Below are 16,471 nucleotides of genomic sequence, written 5' to 3' on the forward strand. Positions count from 1 at the left end.
AGGCAAGCAAAGGGCCGATAAAAAGGGGGAAACCCGCTCAGCTTGGCCGTTTGAGCTGGGCGGGCGTCGGACGCAGGGGCGCATCGGCGCGCCATATGCGCCTGCAAACTGGTTAACGATTGAGGCCGGCGGAACTTAAGACCATGCCTGCCGCGCAATGCCCAGAAAATCGTCCGCAAGTGCGCAAGGCGTGGCCCCTGGGCTCGATAAAAGGGGCGTAAAAGGTGCGCTCCGGAGTTCGTCGCGCTGCCATGCGGAAGCCCATCGGCAGCGCCCGAGAGCATGGATCGGCGGGCGATCACCTGTAGATTCTGGCCGGTCTTGCATCCGCTGGCCCTTGTCCAGACTGAGTTTGCACAATTTAACTCTTATATAAGATATAAGACATTTGATCTCGGTCCGACTTAGGATTACAATCACGCGGCACCCGGCGGCTCCGCGCTGCCGGTCCACAAGAGACAAAGCCGTACCGTTACAACCCAGTTAACAGCAGGTTCCCATGCTTGATACCTATCGCGCCCATGTTGCCGAACGCGCCGCGCTTGGCATTCCCCCTCTGCCGCTGACCGCCAAGCAGACCGCCGAGCTGATCGAACTGATCAAGAACCCGCCGGCGGGCGAGGAACAGGCCCTGGTGGACCTGATCACCTACCGTGTGCCGGCCGGCGTGGACGACGCCGCCAAGGTCAAGGCCTCGTACCTGGCGGCCGTGGCGCTCGGCTCGGAAAAGACCCCGCTGATCTCGCGCGCCCGCGCCACCGAACTGCTCGGCACGATGCTGGGCGGCTACAACATCTCGCCGCTGATCGAGCTGCTGGACGACGCCGAAGTGGGCGCCGTCGCCGCGGCAGCGCTGAAGAAGACGCTGCTGATGTTCGATGCCTTCCACGACGTGAAGGAAAAGGCCGACAAGGGCAACGCCAACGCCCGTGCCGTGCTGCAAAGCTGGGCCGATGCCGAATGGTTCACGAGCCGTCCGGAGCTGCCGCAATCGCTGACGATCACCGTCTTCAAGGTGCCCGGCGAAACCAACACCGACGACCTGTCGCCCGCCCCGGACGCCACCACGCGCCCGGACATCCCGATGCACGCGCTGGCCATGCTCAAAAACAAGCGCGAAGGCGCGGCGTTCCAGCCGGAAGAAGACGGCAAGCGCGGTCCGGTGGCCTTCATCGAATCGCTGAAGGAAAAGGGCAACCTCGTGGCCTACGTGGGCGACGTGGTCGGCACCGGCTCCAGCCGCAAGTCGGCCACCAACTCGGTGCTGTGGTTCACCGGGGAAGACATCCCGTTCGTGCCGAACAAGCGCTTCGGCGGCGTGTGCCTGGGCAGCAAGATTGCCCCGATCTTCTACAACACGATGGAAGACGCCGGCGCGCTGCCGATCGAGCTCGACGTGTCGAAGATGGAAATGGGCGACGTGGTGGAACTGCGCCCCTATGAAGGCAAGGCCCTGAAGAATGGCGAAGTGATCGCCGAATTCAAGGTGAAGTCCGACGTGCTGTTCGACGAAGTGCGCGCCGGCGGCCGCATTCCGCTGATCATCGGCCGCGGCCTGACTGCCAAGGCCCGCGAATCGCTGGGCCTGCCGCCGTCGACGCTGTTCCGCCTGCCGCAGAACCCGGCCGATACTGGCCGCGGTTTCACGCTGGCGCAGAAGATGGTTGGCCGCGCATGCGGCCTGGCCGATGGCAAGGGCATCCGTCCGGGCACGTACTGCGAACCGAAGATGACTTCGGTGGGCTCGCAGGACACCACCGGCCCGATGACGCGCGACGAGCTGAAGGACCTGGCCTGCCTGGGCTTCTCGGCCGATCTGGTGATGCAGTCGTTCTGCCACACCGCCGCCTACCCGAAGCCGGTCGACGTGAAGACGCACCACACGCTGCCGCAGTTCATCAGCACCCGTGGCGGCATCTCGCTGCGTCCTGGCGACGGCGTGATCCACTCGTGGTTGAACCGCATGCTGCTGCCCGACACCGTGGGTACCGGCGGCGATTCGCACACCCGCTTCCCGATCGGCATCAGCTTCCCGGCCGGTTCGGGCCTGGTGGCGTTTGCCGCTGCCACCGGCGTGATGCCGCTGGACATGCCGGAATCGGTGCTGGTGCGCTTCAAGGGCAAGATGCAGCCTGGCGTGACGCTGCGCGATCTGGTCAACGCCATTCCGCTGTACGCAATCAAGCAGGGTCTGCTGACCGTGGCCAAGCAAGGCAAGAAGAACATCTTCTCGGGCCGCATCCTTGAAATCGAAGGTCTGCCCGACCTGAAGGTGGAACAGGCCTTCGAACTGTCGGACGCCTCCGCCGAACGCTCGGCCGCCGGTTGCTCGGTGCGCCTGAACAAGGAACCGATCATCGAATACATCAACAGCAACATCACGCTGCTGAAGTGGATGATCGCCGAAGGCTACCAGGACCCGCGCAGCCTGCAGCGCCGCATCAAGGCCATGGAAGCGTGGCTGGCCGATCCGAAGCTGCTGGAGCCGGATGCCGACGCCGAATACGCCGCCGTGATCGAGATCGACCTGGCCGACGTGCACGAGCCGATCGTTGCCTGCCCGAACGACCCCGACGACGTGAAGACGCTGTCGGACGTGGCCGGCGCCAAGATCGACGAAGTGTTCATCGGTTCGTGCATGACCAACATTGGCCACTTCCGCGCCGCATCGAAGCTGCTGGAAGGCAAACGCGATATCCCTGTGAAGCTGTGGGTGGCGCCGCCGACCAAGATGGACCAGAAGCAACTGACCGAGGAAGGCCACTACGGCGTGTTCGGCACGGCTGGCGCGCGCACCGAAATGCCGGGCTGCTCGCTGTGCATGGGCAACCAGGCACAGGTGCGCGAAGGTGCAACGGTGATGTCGACGTCGACGCGTAACTTCCCGAATCGTCTGGGCAAGAACACCAACGTGTACCTCGGCTCGGCCGAACTTGCCGCCATCTGCTCGCGCCTGGGCCGCATTCCCAACAAGGAAGAGTACATGGCCGACATGGGCGTACTGAGCGCCAACGGCGACAAGATCTACAAGTACATGAACTTCGACCAGATCGAAGACTTCAAGGAAGTGGCTGACACCGTGTCGATGTAATCGACATCGCTTCAGTAGATCGTCGCATTGGCTCTAAGCATTACTAAGAGCCAATGAACGCATTACTTGAGGCCAATGGCCACCCCCCGATTGCCGGGAAACCCGCACCGGGCGTGGCATTGGCTCTAACTAATGCGTAGCCGGTTTTGAGCGTTTTGCAGAGGGCAACCCTTAGGGTTGCCCTTTATCTTTTTTGCTCATTTGTGACGCATTGAGCATGATACGTGGTCCGCGCGATTTCCCGTCTGCTCTCGCCCGGGCCAGAAATTTCCTACGTCTCGACGCCAGACACGCCCAAGGGCACCGTCGTCACAGACGTGATGGGATCGGGTTGCCCCGGGCGAGATGCTCGCGGGCGGCCGTGCCATCGACGTTGAACATCTCGGCGAAGAGGCTTCCAGTTCGTCGTCCGAGAGCAGGTGAATCGGCTTGAGTGGCAGCATGGCAGGGGCAACAGAACAAAAACTAAACAGAAACAGAAACTTGTTCTAAACATCAGCAGAACAGTCCAGGCCTGAGGGGTACCAAAAGGGAACTTAAAGGTAACAGTAATGGGGCAGTTGTGGGACTGTCAGGGGACATCGCTGGCCCTGCAAACCGGATGGGATACGCTCTTTAACGGCGTTGGTGCCATGGCTAAAGTTCATCCGGAATACGTCGACCCCGGCATGAAATAACGCTTCAACGGTTTCCTTTCTATCGCTTGCCGGCCCGATAGTAGCGACAATTTTTGCCTTACGATTGCGGTGCATGCCAGCCTCTTTTCAGTCCTGGTTTCTTCAAATTTGTCCGCTTTCCAACTTTGCGACAATGATCCGGTCGTGGCACTACGCCAGCCTTCGCGCTCCAGATGCCAGGAAGCCTCCATCGACGGGCAAATCCACGCCTGTGGTATAGCCAGCTTCGTCTCCAACGAAATACATCACCGCCGCAGCAACCTCGCCAGTCGATCCGTAGCGATCCATTGGTATGGCGTGCGTATACTCCTTGCGGAACTGGTCCGTATGAAGCACGCGGGTCATGGGAGTGTCGACGGGACCAGGTGACACTGTATTCGCTGTGATGCCATGCTCGGCGAGCTCGACTGCCATCTGTCGTGTGAGCGCTATGACCGCTGCTTTAGATGTGCCATAGGCAGTGCGCCCCGTCCCCACCGAACGCTGGCCGGCCACGGATGCCAGGTTCACGATGCGTCCCCATTTGCGTTTCACCATCAGTCGGGCCGCGTGCTGGGCGCACAGTAGCGTGCCAGTGACGTTGACATTCATGGTCGCTTGGAAATTTTCGAGGGGAAATTCCAGAAAAGGAAAGACTTTTGCAATGCCCGCGCAGTTCACGAGCACATCGCAGCGAGCATGCCGGCTTTCAATTTCTGCGAACGCTTGCTCTACGGACGCAGCGTCGCCCGCGTCGATGTGTTGTGCCGCGGCGAGTGATCCCGCGTCGCCAAGCTCATCCGCGCGACGTTTTGCGGCCTCCATGTCGCGATCGGCAACGACCACCGTGTAGCCCGCCAGACCCAGGCGCTGACAGATCTCTGCGCCTATCCCCATGCCACCACCTACGACAATTGCGACTCGATCTTTATTTCGGTTTTGCATTCTGGTCTCCTATTACAGAAATCCGATAGAAATCCATGGCACGGCTGCAACAACGATCAATCCGGCAACCATGGCAACGATGTATCCGACAATGGGCCGAATCCCTTCGTCCGGGTGGATTTTGGAGATTGCGCATGCCGCGTAGTAGCCGACGCCAAACGGCGGCGCGAAGAGGCCGATACCCATCGAAAGGATCACGACCATCGCGTAGTGGACCTCGTGAATGCCCATCGCGTGCGCTATCGGAAACACCAGCGGACCGAACAATACGATGGCCGGAATCCCTTCCAGCACGCTGCCGAGAATCACGAAAGCGAGGATTGAAACGGCCATGAAGCCCACGGCACCACCTGGCAACGAGCGCATCGCCTCGGTGAGGGTGCTGGAAAAACCGGATTGAGTGAGACCCCATGCCATCGCGGTGGCCGCACCAATGATCAGGAGAATCGCACCTGACAGACTGGCCGTGTCTACCAGCATCGGGTACAAGCGTTTGAAGTCGAACCGGCGATAGATGAGAAGCCCAGCTACGATGGCATAGACAATGCCAATCGTTGACACCTCCGTTGCCGTCGCAACTCCCTCGACCACGGCTGCGCGGATGATGAAAGGAAGAGCAATTGCGGGCATCGCCACGAGAAATGCCTTTGCGATCTCGGTCCGACTTGCCCGCGCCACCTGTGATAGGTCCTCACGGCGGTAGCGCCAGAAAACGACGGCGATCAGGCCAATTGCGAGCACTACGCCCGGTAGCATGCCCCCTGTGAACAGGGCCGAGATGGAAACGCCTGTAACAGAGCCGATCGTAATCAGTACGATGCTTGGCGGTATCGTCTCTGTCTGGGCGCCGGTTGCAGCCAACAGGGCGACCAAGTCTCCTTCCTTCGCGCCACGGGCCTTCATTTCCGGGAGCAGCACGGGTGCGATCGCAGCCATATCGGCCGCTTTGGAGCCAGAAATTCCCGATACGAGATACATGGCACCTACGAGCACGTAGTGCAGACCCCCGCGCACATGGCCCAGCAGGGTCGCCAGGAAGCCGACCATCGCGCGCGCCATGCCCGTCATCTCGATTAGCTGCCCCAGAAAAACGAACAACGGTACGGACAGCAGGATGAGATGGCTCATTCCCTCGTCCATGCGGCCAACCACGATCAACACCGGCGTGGAGGTGGTCAGCATGATGTATCCCAGCGTGGCCAGGCCGAAGGCAAAGGCGATCGGTACCCCAGCAAAGACGCAGCCCGCGACTACGACAACGAAGAAAATGACCAGATTCAAGTTGCCGAGTTTATGGAACAGCGGTTGCAACATCCACATGGCGACGACCAATATCGCCGCGAGCGCGAGTGCCCTGCCTACGGTCCTCCGGTCAGAATACTGAGCAAGACGCAACAACGACAGTAGCGCCATCATGCCAAAACCGAAAGCCATTGCCCCTACGCGCCAACTGTTCGCGATATCCAGGGCTGGCGTGCTGATCATGGCTTCCTCTTTCGCATACTCCAGCGCATGGGGAAGCACTAGCAGCAGGAACACCAGGGCCGCCACCGTGGCCAGCACGTCGATGAACGCACGCGTGCTCGGAGGAAGCTTTCCGACAACTGCCGTCATCCGCATGTGCTCGCCTCTTTCAAACGCCACGGCCGAACCGATCATGGCCAGCCAGAGAAACAGGATGGACGCGAGTTCATCTGACCAGATGAGAGGAGTGTGGAAAACGTAGCGACCGGTGACTCCGGCGAGCAACACGCAGATTTCTACGGCAACGAGCAGCGCGGCTGGAATGGTCAAGCAGTGGCTGAGCAAGCGTTGCAGGCGCGCAGCGCAGGCGCCGATGGCATCCTGCGGTTGGGCGGCCTGGGGGTTCGTTCGTGCGATATGCATGGCTCACCCCAGTTTTCCGGTGTATTTTTCCAACATTGCCCATGCTTCCTCGCCGTATTTCTTGCGCCACTGGGCATAGAAACCGCTCTTGGACAGCATGGCGCGGAATGGCGCTGGATCTGCAGTGTTGAATACCATTCCTTTGGCCTGAAGCTCGCTTTGCAGCGAAGTGTTCAGCTTGGCTACGTCGCCGCGGACATCCAGCGCCGATCGATTTAAGTGTTGCGCAACGACTGGTCTGTATTGTTCAGGCAAACGATTCCATGCTTTCAAGCTGCTCATGCACCAGTAGCCGTCCCACATGTGATTGGTCATGGAGCAATACTTCTGAACTTCGTAGAGTTTCGCGATAGAGATGATTGACAGCGGGTTTTCCTGACCGTCCACCACCTTGGTTTGCAGCGATGAGTAGACCTCGGCGAAGTTGATTGATGCCGGCGCCGCGCCAAGATGCTGGAAGAGTGAAGTCCACAGCGGACTCACCGGAACGCGGATCTTCAAATTCCTGAGGTCGTCCGGCGTCTTAATCGGCCGCACGCTGTTAGTAATCTGGCGGAATCCCGAACTCCAGATGCTGTCCATTGCCATCAGCCCGACTTTGGTGAACTGGCTGCGGAGGAATTTGCCAAGATCGCCGTCCAGTGCCTTATGCACCGCATCATCGTTTGGGAATGCAAATCCCAGCCCATACATCGATGACACTGGCACCAGCTGTGACAACACATTCACGCCAGACACGGTAAAAAAGTCGATCGCGCCGGCGCGCAATTGGGACAGCATGTCGGCATCGTTTCCCAGCTGATTGTTGGGGAAGACATTGATCCGCACCTGCCCACCCGTCTCCTTCATGATTCGTTCCGCTGCCTCGTTGGCGCGGATGTTCAATGGGTGGTTTGCCGGCAGATTGGTGCCGAACTTGAAACTGCTCTCGGCGGCCCGGGAGGCCTTTGGCATGATCAGCGTGGGCGCAGCGATGCCTGCTACGGCGCTCATCAGGAAGTTACGGCGCGTGAATCGATTCATGATTTTGTCTCCTTATATTTTTAAAAAATGCTTAAGTATTATTTTTCAGTACCTCGTAGCGCTTTGACGAAATAATCTGAATTCCCCATCTGGCCGCCTTTCAGTGCAATTTCCAGGTCGGAAAGATGTTGTTGGTCCGAGATCACCCGGCATAGTGGCGCGCCAGGAGCGAGGCGAGCGGCGACTACCAAAGCGTCCGGTGCCAGTTGCCGGGTGACATGGCTTGAGGTGTCGCCGCCCGAAATGACCACGCGCTCCAGACGCACTTCACGCAATACTCCATCGACAAAGCGTCCCAAGCGCTGTGCCAGGAGCCGTCCACCAAGATGCTTGGCCTGGTCCTTGCGCATGCCTTGGGACTCCAGCAAGGACGTCATTGCTTTGATTCTGTCGTCGTCCGGACCGCGGGCCGTGTGTGCAATAACGCTTCGTCCCGCACGCAACGCCGCCACCGCTTCGCCATGCAGACGAGAGAGTTCGGACTCCCATTTTTCATCGGCTACCAGACTGGCTGCATCTACGCGGATGTCCACGAACCCATTCTCAATGGCTTTGTCGACCTGCGTTTTGCTGAGTGGTGAGGCGCTGCCCGACACGGCAAGCAGCGTCTCGACGCCTCTGAAGCGCTCGAATTGCGGTGTACTCGTTGGCTCAGCCGTTCCGTTTTCACGCCACCACTGTGTGGCGGCGTATTCGAGTCCCGATGAGCCGATGCAGAACAATGGGCGCGAGCGACCCGCACCGAGTTGCTCGAGCAGGCGTCCGACTTGCGTCAGATGGTCTGAAGTCGTTCCGTCAAACACAATGCCGTCTGCCCCGCTCGACGCCAGACGCGCCAGCTCGGCATCCATCGCTGATTGGCCTTCTTCGTACGATGCGAGCGTGAACTTTGCCAAGACCTGGCGAGTCTGCGCGCCTAGGTGCGCCGCCAGGTCCGCCTCTGTCATGGGCGTAGTTGGGTGGCGGCTCATGATCGGGTGCCGATCCAGCCGGTACACCACGCCATCGGTGCCAGAGCGCGCGAACAGGTTGCCGAAGACGCAGTACCTGCCGAGTGCTGGAGTTGCCGCGACAATTGGGATTGGACCCCGCCCGAATGCGTCGCGGGCGAGATCCATGACTCGGCCGATACTCCCGACAGTTGGCGAACTGTCAAACGTGGAACAAACCTTGTAATGGACCAGCGAAACGGGAAGACTTGCCAGCGCACTCAGGGTGTCCGGCAAGGCTTGATCCATTTCTTCTGGCGACATGCTCCGACTGTCGCCCGCAACGCCGATGGCATCGAAGTTGCCGAGTGTGTCGAGCAACTCGGCACTGGGTGGCTTCAAGAACAGGGCGCACCTCAGTCCGGCAAACGCAAGGACTTCCAGCGCGTCCGTTGAGCCGGTGAAGTCATCCCCGTAAAACGCGAGGCGAAGCTGTTGCTCGGCGGTCATGCTTCACACCCGCCCAAAGTGTGAGAGGGCGCGAGCAAGCGCCGGATGAGTCGCTGCATGAGACTCGAGGCTCTTGCCAGCAACTGCCGCATCCCAGGCTTCCCGCATGCTGACCACACCAGCCTGAATACCGTCCGGGTGGCCGATGATGCCGCCGCCGGCAAGATGCATCAGGTCCGTTGATTGCAACTGCCGATACATGTCCGGCGCTTGTTCCGCCCATTGGCCCGATGAGAACACGGGCATGACTGCCCGTACTCCAGCGAAAGGGGAGAGGCAGGCGCGCGCGGAGCGCAGAACCGATTCATCTGCCTCCCAGAATTTGCTGCGCAATCCGTTGACATGCAGATGGTCGACCCCAGCCAGCCGCCAAAGCTTCTGGTACGCCTCAAAGCTGAAGCCGAGCGCAGGATGGCGTGTCAGGCTGCCCCAACCGTTTCGGTGGCCATGGATCGGCAATTGCGAATGCCGCCGAAGGTGTTCGACACCCGCGAAGCCCGCCCAGTTGACGCTTACCATCACGCACGTTCCACCGGCCTGTAGCACGGTATCGTGGTGACGCAGCATGTCGTCGATCGAGCCCGAGAGATTGAAGGCGTACATAGGCATGCGCCCCAGACGGTCCGCATGCTTTTGCAGCACTGGCATTACAGCGGCCACGCGTTTCTCGAACGGCTCGTATGGTGGGTTGGCTATCAGTTCATCATCTTTGATAAAGTCGATATCAGCGCTGCACAGATCGTCAACCAACACGGCAGTCTGCTCGGCGGTGAGTCCGATGCTGGGCTTGATGATGGTTCCGATCATGGGCCGGCCGTGAACGCCCGACAATCGTCGCGTGCCTTCGATGCTGAATGCAGGCCCCGGAAACTGAGCCGCATAATTTTCCGGCATGTCGAGGTCCAATACACGGAGACCCGTGACCTCCCCCAGCTCGAATAAATTGCCGGCCAGCGTTGCAAGCAACACCGGCAGATTCGGACCTACATTCTCGATTGGGAAGGCAATCTCGATTTCAGCGCGATGGAATACCCCATGAACTCCACGGCGTTGGACAAAGGCGCTTTGCAGCGATGGCTCGAGCGTTGGCGGCAATGAGCGAATATCTACCACTCGAGCGCGCGAGCGTTCCTTGAGCTGTGGAGTTTCGCCAGGCAACGTCAAAAATGTGCCGCTTGACTGTTCACCAGCGATGACTTGCGCAATTTTCTCTGGTGCAAGCGAACTCTCGACGAAATAGCGAACCGAAAACTCGGCCCGTGCAGCGGTAATAGACATGAGTTCCTCTACTTTCATTTTCCCGGCTATTGCCCGGCGATCGTGATTCGAAGCATCTGGTTTGGGCCATCATAGGAACGCGGCAATAGCGCAGCAAGCGATATAAAGTTCTCCGCCTGTGAGGAAAAATCACAGGCGGGCACTCGCTTATCGCATTCGCCGAGGGGGAGGTTATTTGGTGGCGCCAGCGTGGCTTAAACCGCCAAGTGACGAAGGTGCCGCTTAAATGGCAGCGAGCTATCGGCAACTCAGACGCTGTATCGTTGCCAATGTGGGGCGAGGATGTTCGAATCCGCCCTCTGACTTCGCTGTCCCACTCCGGGTCACAACCGACCGACAAAAAATCCTGCCAGGCTGGCGGCGGCTATCTGGAGAGATATCGGCCTGCATTGAAGTTCATGACGATGACCATGTTCAGCGCTGCCACTCCGATAAAGGACCATGCCGCGTTGGCGCCCCCGACGGACCAGGCCGAGGCAAGCAAGATCATCGAGTCAAATGCGAGTAAGGTACGTCCGACCAGAAGTCCTCGCGTCTGGCTGATGGGCGAGATCTGCGAGCGCGAGGCCGCACCGTCGCCCCGGGTCGTCGTGGAAGTGGACTACGTGTCCGATGCCGTCATGGGGCTCATCATGACGACAGACGTGCTGGCCTTGGTGCCCGCGGCCCAGCGGGCATGCGATTCACTTTCGACGGGAATGTCGGACAGCAGCGGTGAGGACTATAGTCTGCGGAACTCCGCACCGCGAATACCCACAGTAGAGGGCTACGACGGCGACCTGACCATGTTCAGCAGCGCGAAGTACTACATGGATTCGTATGCCCGCGACAGCATCCTGCTGGGCCAGCGCCGCCTTCAGATACTTGCGCATAGCCACGGCATCCTGGATCTCGCGAGCCGCGATATACCAGTCAGCTGCAGTGCGCGCTGGGAGATTCGCTCTCGAGCGATATCCCGGCCGCGTGACACGACACGTCCCGCCGGACCATCTCCCGCAGCGACCGTCTCCCTTCGTCGTTGACGAGCGGTGCACGCAACGGTCTCTCCCGGCACCGGGGGCGGCCATTCGTTGACCGGTTGAATCCACAACCCCTCTCCGACATTCAAGGCGCCGCTTGATCCGTCCATCGCCCGACAAAAGCGGTCAGTTGTACCCGGCGCGATGAGGTGCGGATTGTGCCAAGTCGCCTCAGAGCGGCACGGTCTCAACGTTGTATTCAAACAGCCACTCATAGCGCGAGCGTACCAGTGGCTCGCTGAATTGCTCGTCGATGTAGGCCGTCGCACCTTCGCGGGTAGCGAGCGCTGGGTTATGGAAACGCTTCGCGTTCTCCGCGGATCCCCGAACAATGCGCGAGGTCCGTTCCTTGCGCGCGGATTCATAGCGCTGCAGCGCGACGGCTGAGTTGTCGTGAGTTTCCAAGGCCCGCGCTACCAGGTAGCCGTCCTCAATTGCCATGGCAGCGCCTTGCGCCAGGAATGGCAAGGTCGGATGACACGCGTCGCCGAGCAGGGTAATGTTGCCGACCGTCCAGGAATCCATAGGCTCGCGCACCATCAGGGCCCACTTGAACGGCGTCGCGATCGACTTGATCATGGTTTGAACATCTTCGTGCCAGCCCTCAAAGTCGCGCAGACATTCATCGGTATTGCCCGCTTCATTCCACGATTCCACTTGCCAATCGTCGCGCTCGACGATGCCGACGAAATTGACGAGTTCGCCCCGCCGCAACGGATAGTGGATGACGTGCGCCCCTGGTCCAATCCAGTTGTTGCCCACGGGCTCGCGCAGGTGCTCGGGCAAGTCTTTGGCAGGAATGACGCCACGCCAAGCCAGGCACCCGGAAAAGCGCGGTTTGTCGTCGTTGAACAGCGCAGCGCGGATTCGCGAATGGACGCCGTCCGCCCCGATTACGACGTCGCCGCTGACCCAACCGCCATCGGCCAGGCTGACTTTGACGCCTTGGTCTGTCTGTTCGACGGCGACGCAGCGCGCATTCAGGCGTATTGCATCGGGCGAGGCGGCCATCACAGCGTCGGCCAACACACGGTGCAGATCTGCGCGGTAAATGGTGAAGTAGGGGTATCCATATCGCTCCTGCGACTCTGCACCCAGGTCGAAGAGCTTCCACGCTTCCCCTGTGTTCCACAGGCGGATTTGTTTTCCCGTCGGAATCGACGCAACGGCTTGCAATGCATCGCCTAAACCCAGACGGTAGAGCACGCCTGTTGCGTTCGCGCTCAGTTGGATGCCCGCACCAACTTCCCCAAGCGCAAATGCCTGCTCTAGTACTGTCACCCGGAAACCGCGCCGCAGAAGGGCCAGCGCAGCGGTCAGACCGCCGAGTCCTGCACCGCAAATGATGATATGTCGAGATGAATTGGTCATGATGAAAGTTAGTCAGGCTTGACGCCAGAAATGCGGACTGCCTCGGTCCACCTCTTCAGGTCGGTTGAAATGGTTGCTGCGAAGGCACTGGACGAGCTATTTACAGGCTCTAGTCCACTGCTGGTGAGTTGCTTGAGCGTGGCGGGGTCGCGCATGGCAGTGTTCAGCGCCGTTTCCAGGCGATTGACGATCGACACCGGCGTGCCGGCCGGCGCTACCAGGCCAAACCATGAATAGGCCTCGAACGGCTTTCCCGTGGCTTCCCGGACGGTGGGCACATTGGGCAGCAAAGGAAAACGTTTGTCGCCAGCCACTGCGAACGCGCGGACCTTGCCGGACTGGACGTGAGGCGACAGGAACTGCGCGGTGTCGATCATGAGATCGATTTGCCCGCCAAGGACGTCGGTCAGTGCCGGGGCGCCGCCTTTGTAGGGGACGTGAAGAAGCTTGATGCCGAGGGTGGTATTCAGTTGTTCCCCGGTGAGATGGCCAATCGATCCGTTGCCGGCTGAACCGAAGGTCAGGGAGGAGGACTTCGCCGCCTGAATGAGTTGAGTCATGTCGGTAGCGGCGAGGCTGGATTTTCCCACCACCATCATCGGGCTCCTCACCGCTTGGCCGATGGGGACAAAGGACTTCAGTGGCTGGTAGGGCAGCGAAGCATACAGTGCCGGCGCTACCGCGAGACTACTGGTGCCGCCCCAGAGCAAGGTATAGCCGTCAGGCTGAGCGCGAGCGACGTAGGCGGATCCGATCGTGCCACCGGCGCCTGCGCGATTGTCGATGATGACCGGCTGGTGAAGCGAGTCACCCATGGCTTTGGCCAGCAGCCTGGCGCTACTGTCAGTCGGACCGCCCGGCGGAAAGGGCACGACGATCGTGATGGGCTTGGCGGGAAATGTGTCGGCTTGGGCCGCGACGGGAAAAGCCAGGGCGACGGCGAGGCAAGCGCCAAGCACGCTGAGTTGGGGGCACATGTTGTTCGTCTCCGGGGGTCTTTTTCGAGTAGTCGGCGTACCGACGTGTCAATTGAAGCTCAGGAACGGCAACAAGAGAAGCTATAGTATTCTATGAATTAACAAATAAACGTTATGAATCCCTCGTACCGCCAACTCAAAGCTTTCCTGGCTGCGGCGCGCTTCAGGAACTTCACCAAGGCATCGCAGCAGATGCACATCACCCAGGCGGGGCTGAGCGCGATGATCAAGGAGTTGGAAGCGCAGGTGGGATGTCGCTTGCTGTACCGGACCACCCGTCTGGTCGATCTGACGCCGGAGGGCCAGGCATTTCTGCCATCGGCAGAAGCCGCCGTTGCGGCCATTGATGCTGCCCTTGAAGCGGTACAGCGGGTCGACGGGGCGCGTCGCCCGCTGCGAATTGCGGTGACACCACTTGTCGCGAATAGCCTCTTGCCAGGGGCGCTTGTGCGGTTAAAGCGTGAGGTGCCCGAGCTTCAGGTAGAAGTCTGGGATGTCGATCCTGAGCGCATTCAGATGCTGGTCGACGTAGGCATGGTCGATGCCGGCTACGGTCTGTTCTTCAAGGCGGCATCCGGTCTGACGCGACGTTCGCTGTTCAGCAACGATCTCGTAAGGGTCTCGCCAACCGCGCGCACCAAAGCACGCGGCGACATTCCGTGGCGCCAGTTGGATGGCGCCCCCCTGATATGCCTGCCGAAGGAAAATCCTATTCAGATCCTGGTCGACGATCACTTGTCGCGGGCTGGTGCAGTTGTAGACCGCCGCATGGAGGTGACGCACATCGAAACCGTTATTGCGATGGTTGCCAGCCAGCTCGGGGTAGCGGTCCTGCCTTCGATCTGTGCGGGCGTTGCCTCGAGATACAACGTTCGCCTGGAACGCATGGTGCAGGCGAAGGATTACCTCCACTACTACTGCATCAGTCGTTCGGGTCGACCTGCACCTGAGCACGCGAGCCGGTTAGGTGAATTGATCGGCGAAGAACTGAGGCGCCACGGGCCGTAGAGTCAACATTTAGCGGTAGCCCAAGCGAAGCCAAACTTCGAATGGCCAACCTATTAACCGGTGCCTTCAACCATCCGACCGTTCGACCACGACCTCGCTGACCTGGACCACTGGTGCGATGTCGGTGTAGTTGGCGATGTCGCCCAGGATCTCGGCGCCGTACTGCTGCATCGCGGCCTGATAGCCCTCGACCGAATTGCAGATGAACGCGCACATCGCCACGAAGGCGGGCGGTGACCCTGGCGCTCTGCCGGCCAGGCCTTTTTCGACGGTGTAGTACGCGCAGGCATTGCCCAGCCTTGCCTTCACCATCGGCATGTGCCGGTCGCGGTAGTAGGTGTGGTCGAAGCGCGCGCCTTCGGTGTACGGATACATGACGCTGACCTTGATCATGGGGTTCTCCTTACTTCGCATTGAGTGAGGGTGGGGCGACAGAACGCCGTTCACGCATGGCGCGGTTCAATGGTTGCCGTGACCGGAATTTTCCGGAGTGTGGACACTTCGATAGTCGCGACCGCGACCGCTTCAATGTAGTCTACGCTCGACCAGCGCGGATACCGTCTCCACTCGTCGCGGGACGCCGGTCGCGATCGTCGCAACTGCGATGGCCAGCACGATGGCGGCCCCGAGGAACACACCGGTGGCGCCGTTTGCATCGAACACGACGCCGCCGGCCGCCGCACCGGTCGCGATCGCGAGCTGTACGGCGGCGACGATCAGGCCGCCTGCGCTCTCGGCTTCATCGGGCACGGTGCGCGTGACCCATGTCGACCATGCGACCGGCACGCCGCCGAACGCCATCCCCCAAAGCGCGACGAGCACCGCATCGATCATCGGCGCGCGGCCGAGCACGACGAGCCCGATGCCGAGCACGACCATCAGCGCGGGCATGCCGATCAGCATCGGACGCAGCCGGTGTTCAAGCACGCGGCCGGCGAGCGATGTGCCAACGAAGTTCGCCACCCCGTAGCCGAGCAGAATCGCCGACAGCCCGTTCACGCCAACGCCGGCGACCTGTTCCAGGAACGGCCGCAAGTACGTGAAGAACGCAAAATGTCCGGTGAACACGAGCGTCGTCGCGAACATTCCCAGGCCGACAGTCGGCCGGCGCAGCACGTCGATCAACGTGCGCAGGCGGGTGGTTCCGCTCGGTGGCATCGACGGCAGCGTAGCAACCTGCGATAGCAACGCGACGCCGCCAAGCGCGGCCGCCAGCAGGAACACGCTGCGCCAGCCGATCAGGTGGCCGAAGTAGCTGCCGAGCGGGGCGGCGGCGATCGTCGCGACGGCCACGCCGCTGAAGATGATCGACAGCGCGCGCGGCACCATCGCAGTGGGCACGAGCCGCATTGCGGTGGCCGTTGCCATCGTCCAGAAGCCGCCGAGCGCGATGCCAAGCACAACGCGGCCGATCAGAATCGTCGTGAGGTTGGCCGCAAACGCAACGGTGAGATTCGATGCGACCAATAGCACCGAAAACGCCAGCAGCACGCGCCGACGGTCGATCGTACGTGTCGTGGCGGCGGTCAGCAGGCTTGCAACGAGCGCAACCGTTGCGGTGACCGCCACGGTCTGCCCGGCGACGCCTTCGGTCACGCCGAGGCTGTCGGCCATCGGTGTGAGCAGGCTCGCAGGCAGGAATTCAGCCGTGACGAGGCCGAACACGCCTAGCGCCATGGCAAAGACCGCGCCCCAGGCGGGTTCGCTGGGAGCCGCTTGCGCAGCGGCTTGGGAAATGCCGGAATTCATGGGTGGTTCCATATCAGGAAAAATCGGG

General features: G+C 60.6%; 12 protein-coding genes and 1 pseudogene. 3 read left to right on the plus strand and 10 right to left on the minus strand.

Going from position 1 to position 16,471, the window contains the following annotated elements; translation table 11 throughout:
• Positions 1-499 precede the first annotated feature (499 nt).
• Positions 500-3,091, plus strand: coding sequence for a bifunctional aconitate hydratase 2/2-methylisocitrate dehydratase (gene acnB / locus AC1RKI_RS19335; protein ID WP_150981582.1), 2,592 nt, complete (start codon positions 500-502; stop codon positions 3,089-3,091).
• Positions 3,092-3,714: 623 nt separating this feature from the next.
• Here acnB and AC1RKI_RS19340 read toward each other — a convergent pair.
• The 6 genes and pseudogenes from AC1RKI_RS19340 to AC1RKI_RS19365 form a co-directional block, all read right to left on the minus strand.
• Positions 3,715-3,843 (minus strand): annotated as a pseudogene (locus tag AC1RKI_RS19340) (pyruvate kinase); the annotation flags it as partial.
• A 75-nt stretch (positions 3,844-3,918) separates the two neighbouring features.
• Positions 3,919-4,692 (minus strand): SDR family NAD(P)-dependent oxidoreductase, encoded by a 774-nt coding sequence (locus tag AC1RKI_RS19345; RefSeq protein WP_061958826.1) that lies wholly within the window; start codon positions 4,690-4,692, stop codon positions 3,919-3,921.
• Positions 4,693-4,704: 12 nt separating this feature from the next.
• Positions 4,705-6,579, minus strand: coding sequence for a TRAP transporter large permease (locus AC1RKI_RS19350; protein ID WP_492796637.1), 1,875 nt, complete (start codon positions 6,577-6,579; stop codon positions 4,705-4,707).
• Positions 6,580-6,582: 3 nt separating this feature from the next.
• Complete coding sequence (locus tag AC1RKI_RS19355) at positions 6,583-7,602, minus strand: TRAP transporter substrate-binding protein (protein ID WP_061958824.1); 1,020 nt, start codon at positions 7,600-7,602, stop codon at positions 6,583-6,585.
• Positions 7,603-7,640: 38 nt separating this feature from the next.
• Complete coding sequence (locus AC1RKI_RS19360) at positions 7,641-9,041, minus strand: four-carbon acid sugar kinase family protein (protein ID WP_492796640.1); 1,401 nt, start codon at positions 9,039-9,041, stop codon at positions 7,641-7,643.
• Between the two features lie 3 nt (positions 9,042-9,044).
• Entirely contained in the window at positions 9,045-10,319 is a 1,275-nt protein-coding gene (locus tag AC1RKI_RS19365; protein WP_492796642.1) for a ribulose-bisphosphate carboxylase large subunit family protein, read from the minus strand.
• 389 nt (positions 10,320-10,708) lie between these two features.
• On the opposite strand from AC1RKI_RS19365, the gene AC1RKI_RS19370 reads away from it, so the two are divergent.
• A complete protein-coding gene (locus tag AC1RKI_RS19370; RefSeq protein WP_492796644.1) occupies positions 10,709-11,341 on the plus strand; it encodes a hypothetical protein in 633 nt (210 codons plus the stop codon).
• 168 nt (positions 11,342-11,509) lie between these two features.
• Here the strand turns inward: AC1RKI_RS19370 and AC1RKI_RS19375 are convergent, their stop codons facing one another.
• Positions 11,510-12,712 (minus strand): FAD-dependent monooxygenase, encoded by a 1,203-nt coding sequence (locus AC1RKI_RS19375; RefSeq protein WP_492796769.1) that lies wholly within the window; start codon positions 12,710-12,712, stop codon positions 11,510-11,512.
• Positions 12,713-12,717: 5 nt separating this feature from the next.
• Positions 12,718-13,686: a Bug family tripartite tricarboxylate transporter substrate binding protein gene (locus tag AC1RKI_RS19380; RefSeq protein WP_251164814.1), complete on the minus strand. Its 969-nt coding sequence runs from the start codon at positions 13,684-13,686 to the stop codon at positions 12,718-12,720.
• 114 nt (positions 13,687-13,800) lie between these two features.
• On the opposite strand from AC1RKI_RS19380, the gene AC1RKI_RS19385 reads away from it, so the two are divergent.
• The gene (locus AC1RKI_RS19385) at positions 13,801-14,694 is read left to right on the plus strand and encodes a LysR family transcriptional regulator (protein WP_492796646.1); all 894 of its coding nucleotides are present in this window, start codon (positions 13,801-13,803) and stop codon (positions 14,692-14,694) included.
• Positions 14,695-14,760: 66 nt separating this feature from the next.
• Here AC1RKI_RS19385 and AC1RKI_RS19390 read toward each other — a convergent pair whose 3' ends face one another.
• Positions 14,761-15,087, minus strand: a complete 327-nt coding sequence (locus AC1RKI_RS19390; protein ID WP_492796648.1) for an EthD family reductase — start codon at positions 15,085-15,087, stop codon at positions 14,761-14,763.
• A gap of 132 nt (positions 15,088-15,219) precedes the next feature.
• Positions 15,220-16,443, minus strand: coding sequence for an MFS transporter (locus AC1RKI_RS19395; RefSeq protein ID WP_061958818.1), 1,224 nt, complete (start codon positions 16,441-16,443; stop codon positions 15,220-15,222).
• Positions 16,444-16,471: the final 28 nt, after the last annotated feature.

The sequence above is a fragment of the Cupriavidus sp. GW822-FHT06G04 genome, assembly GCF_058799075.1.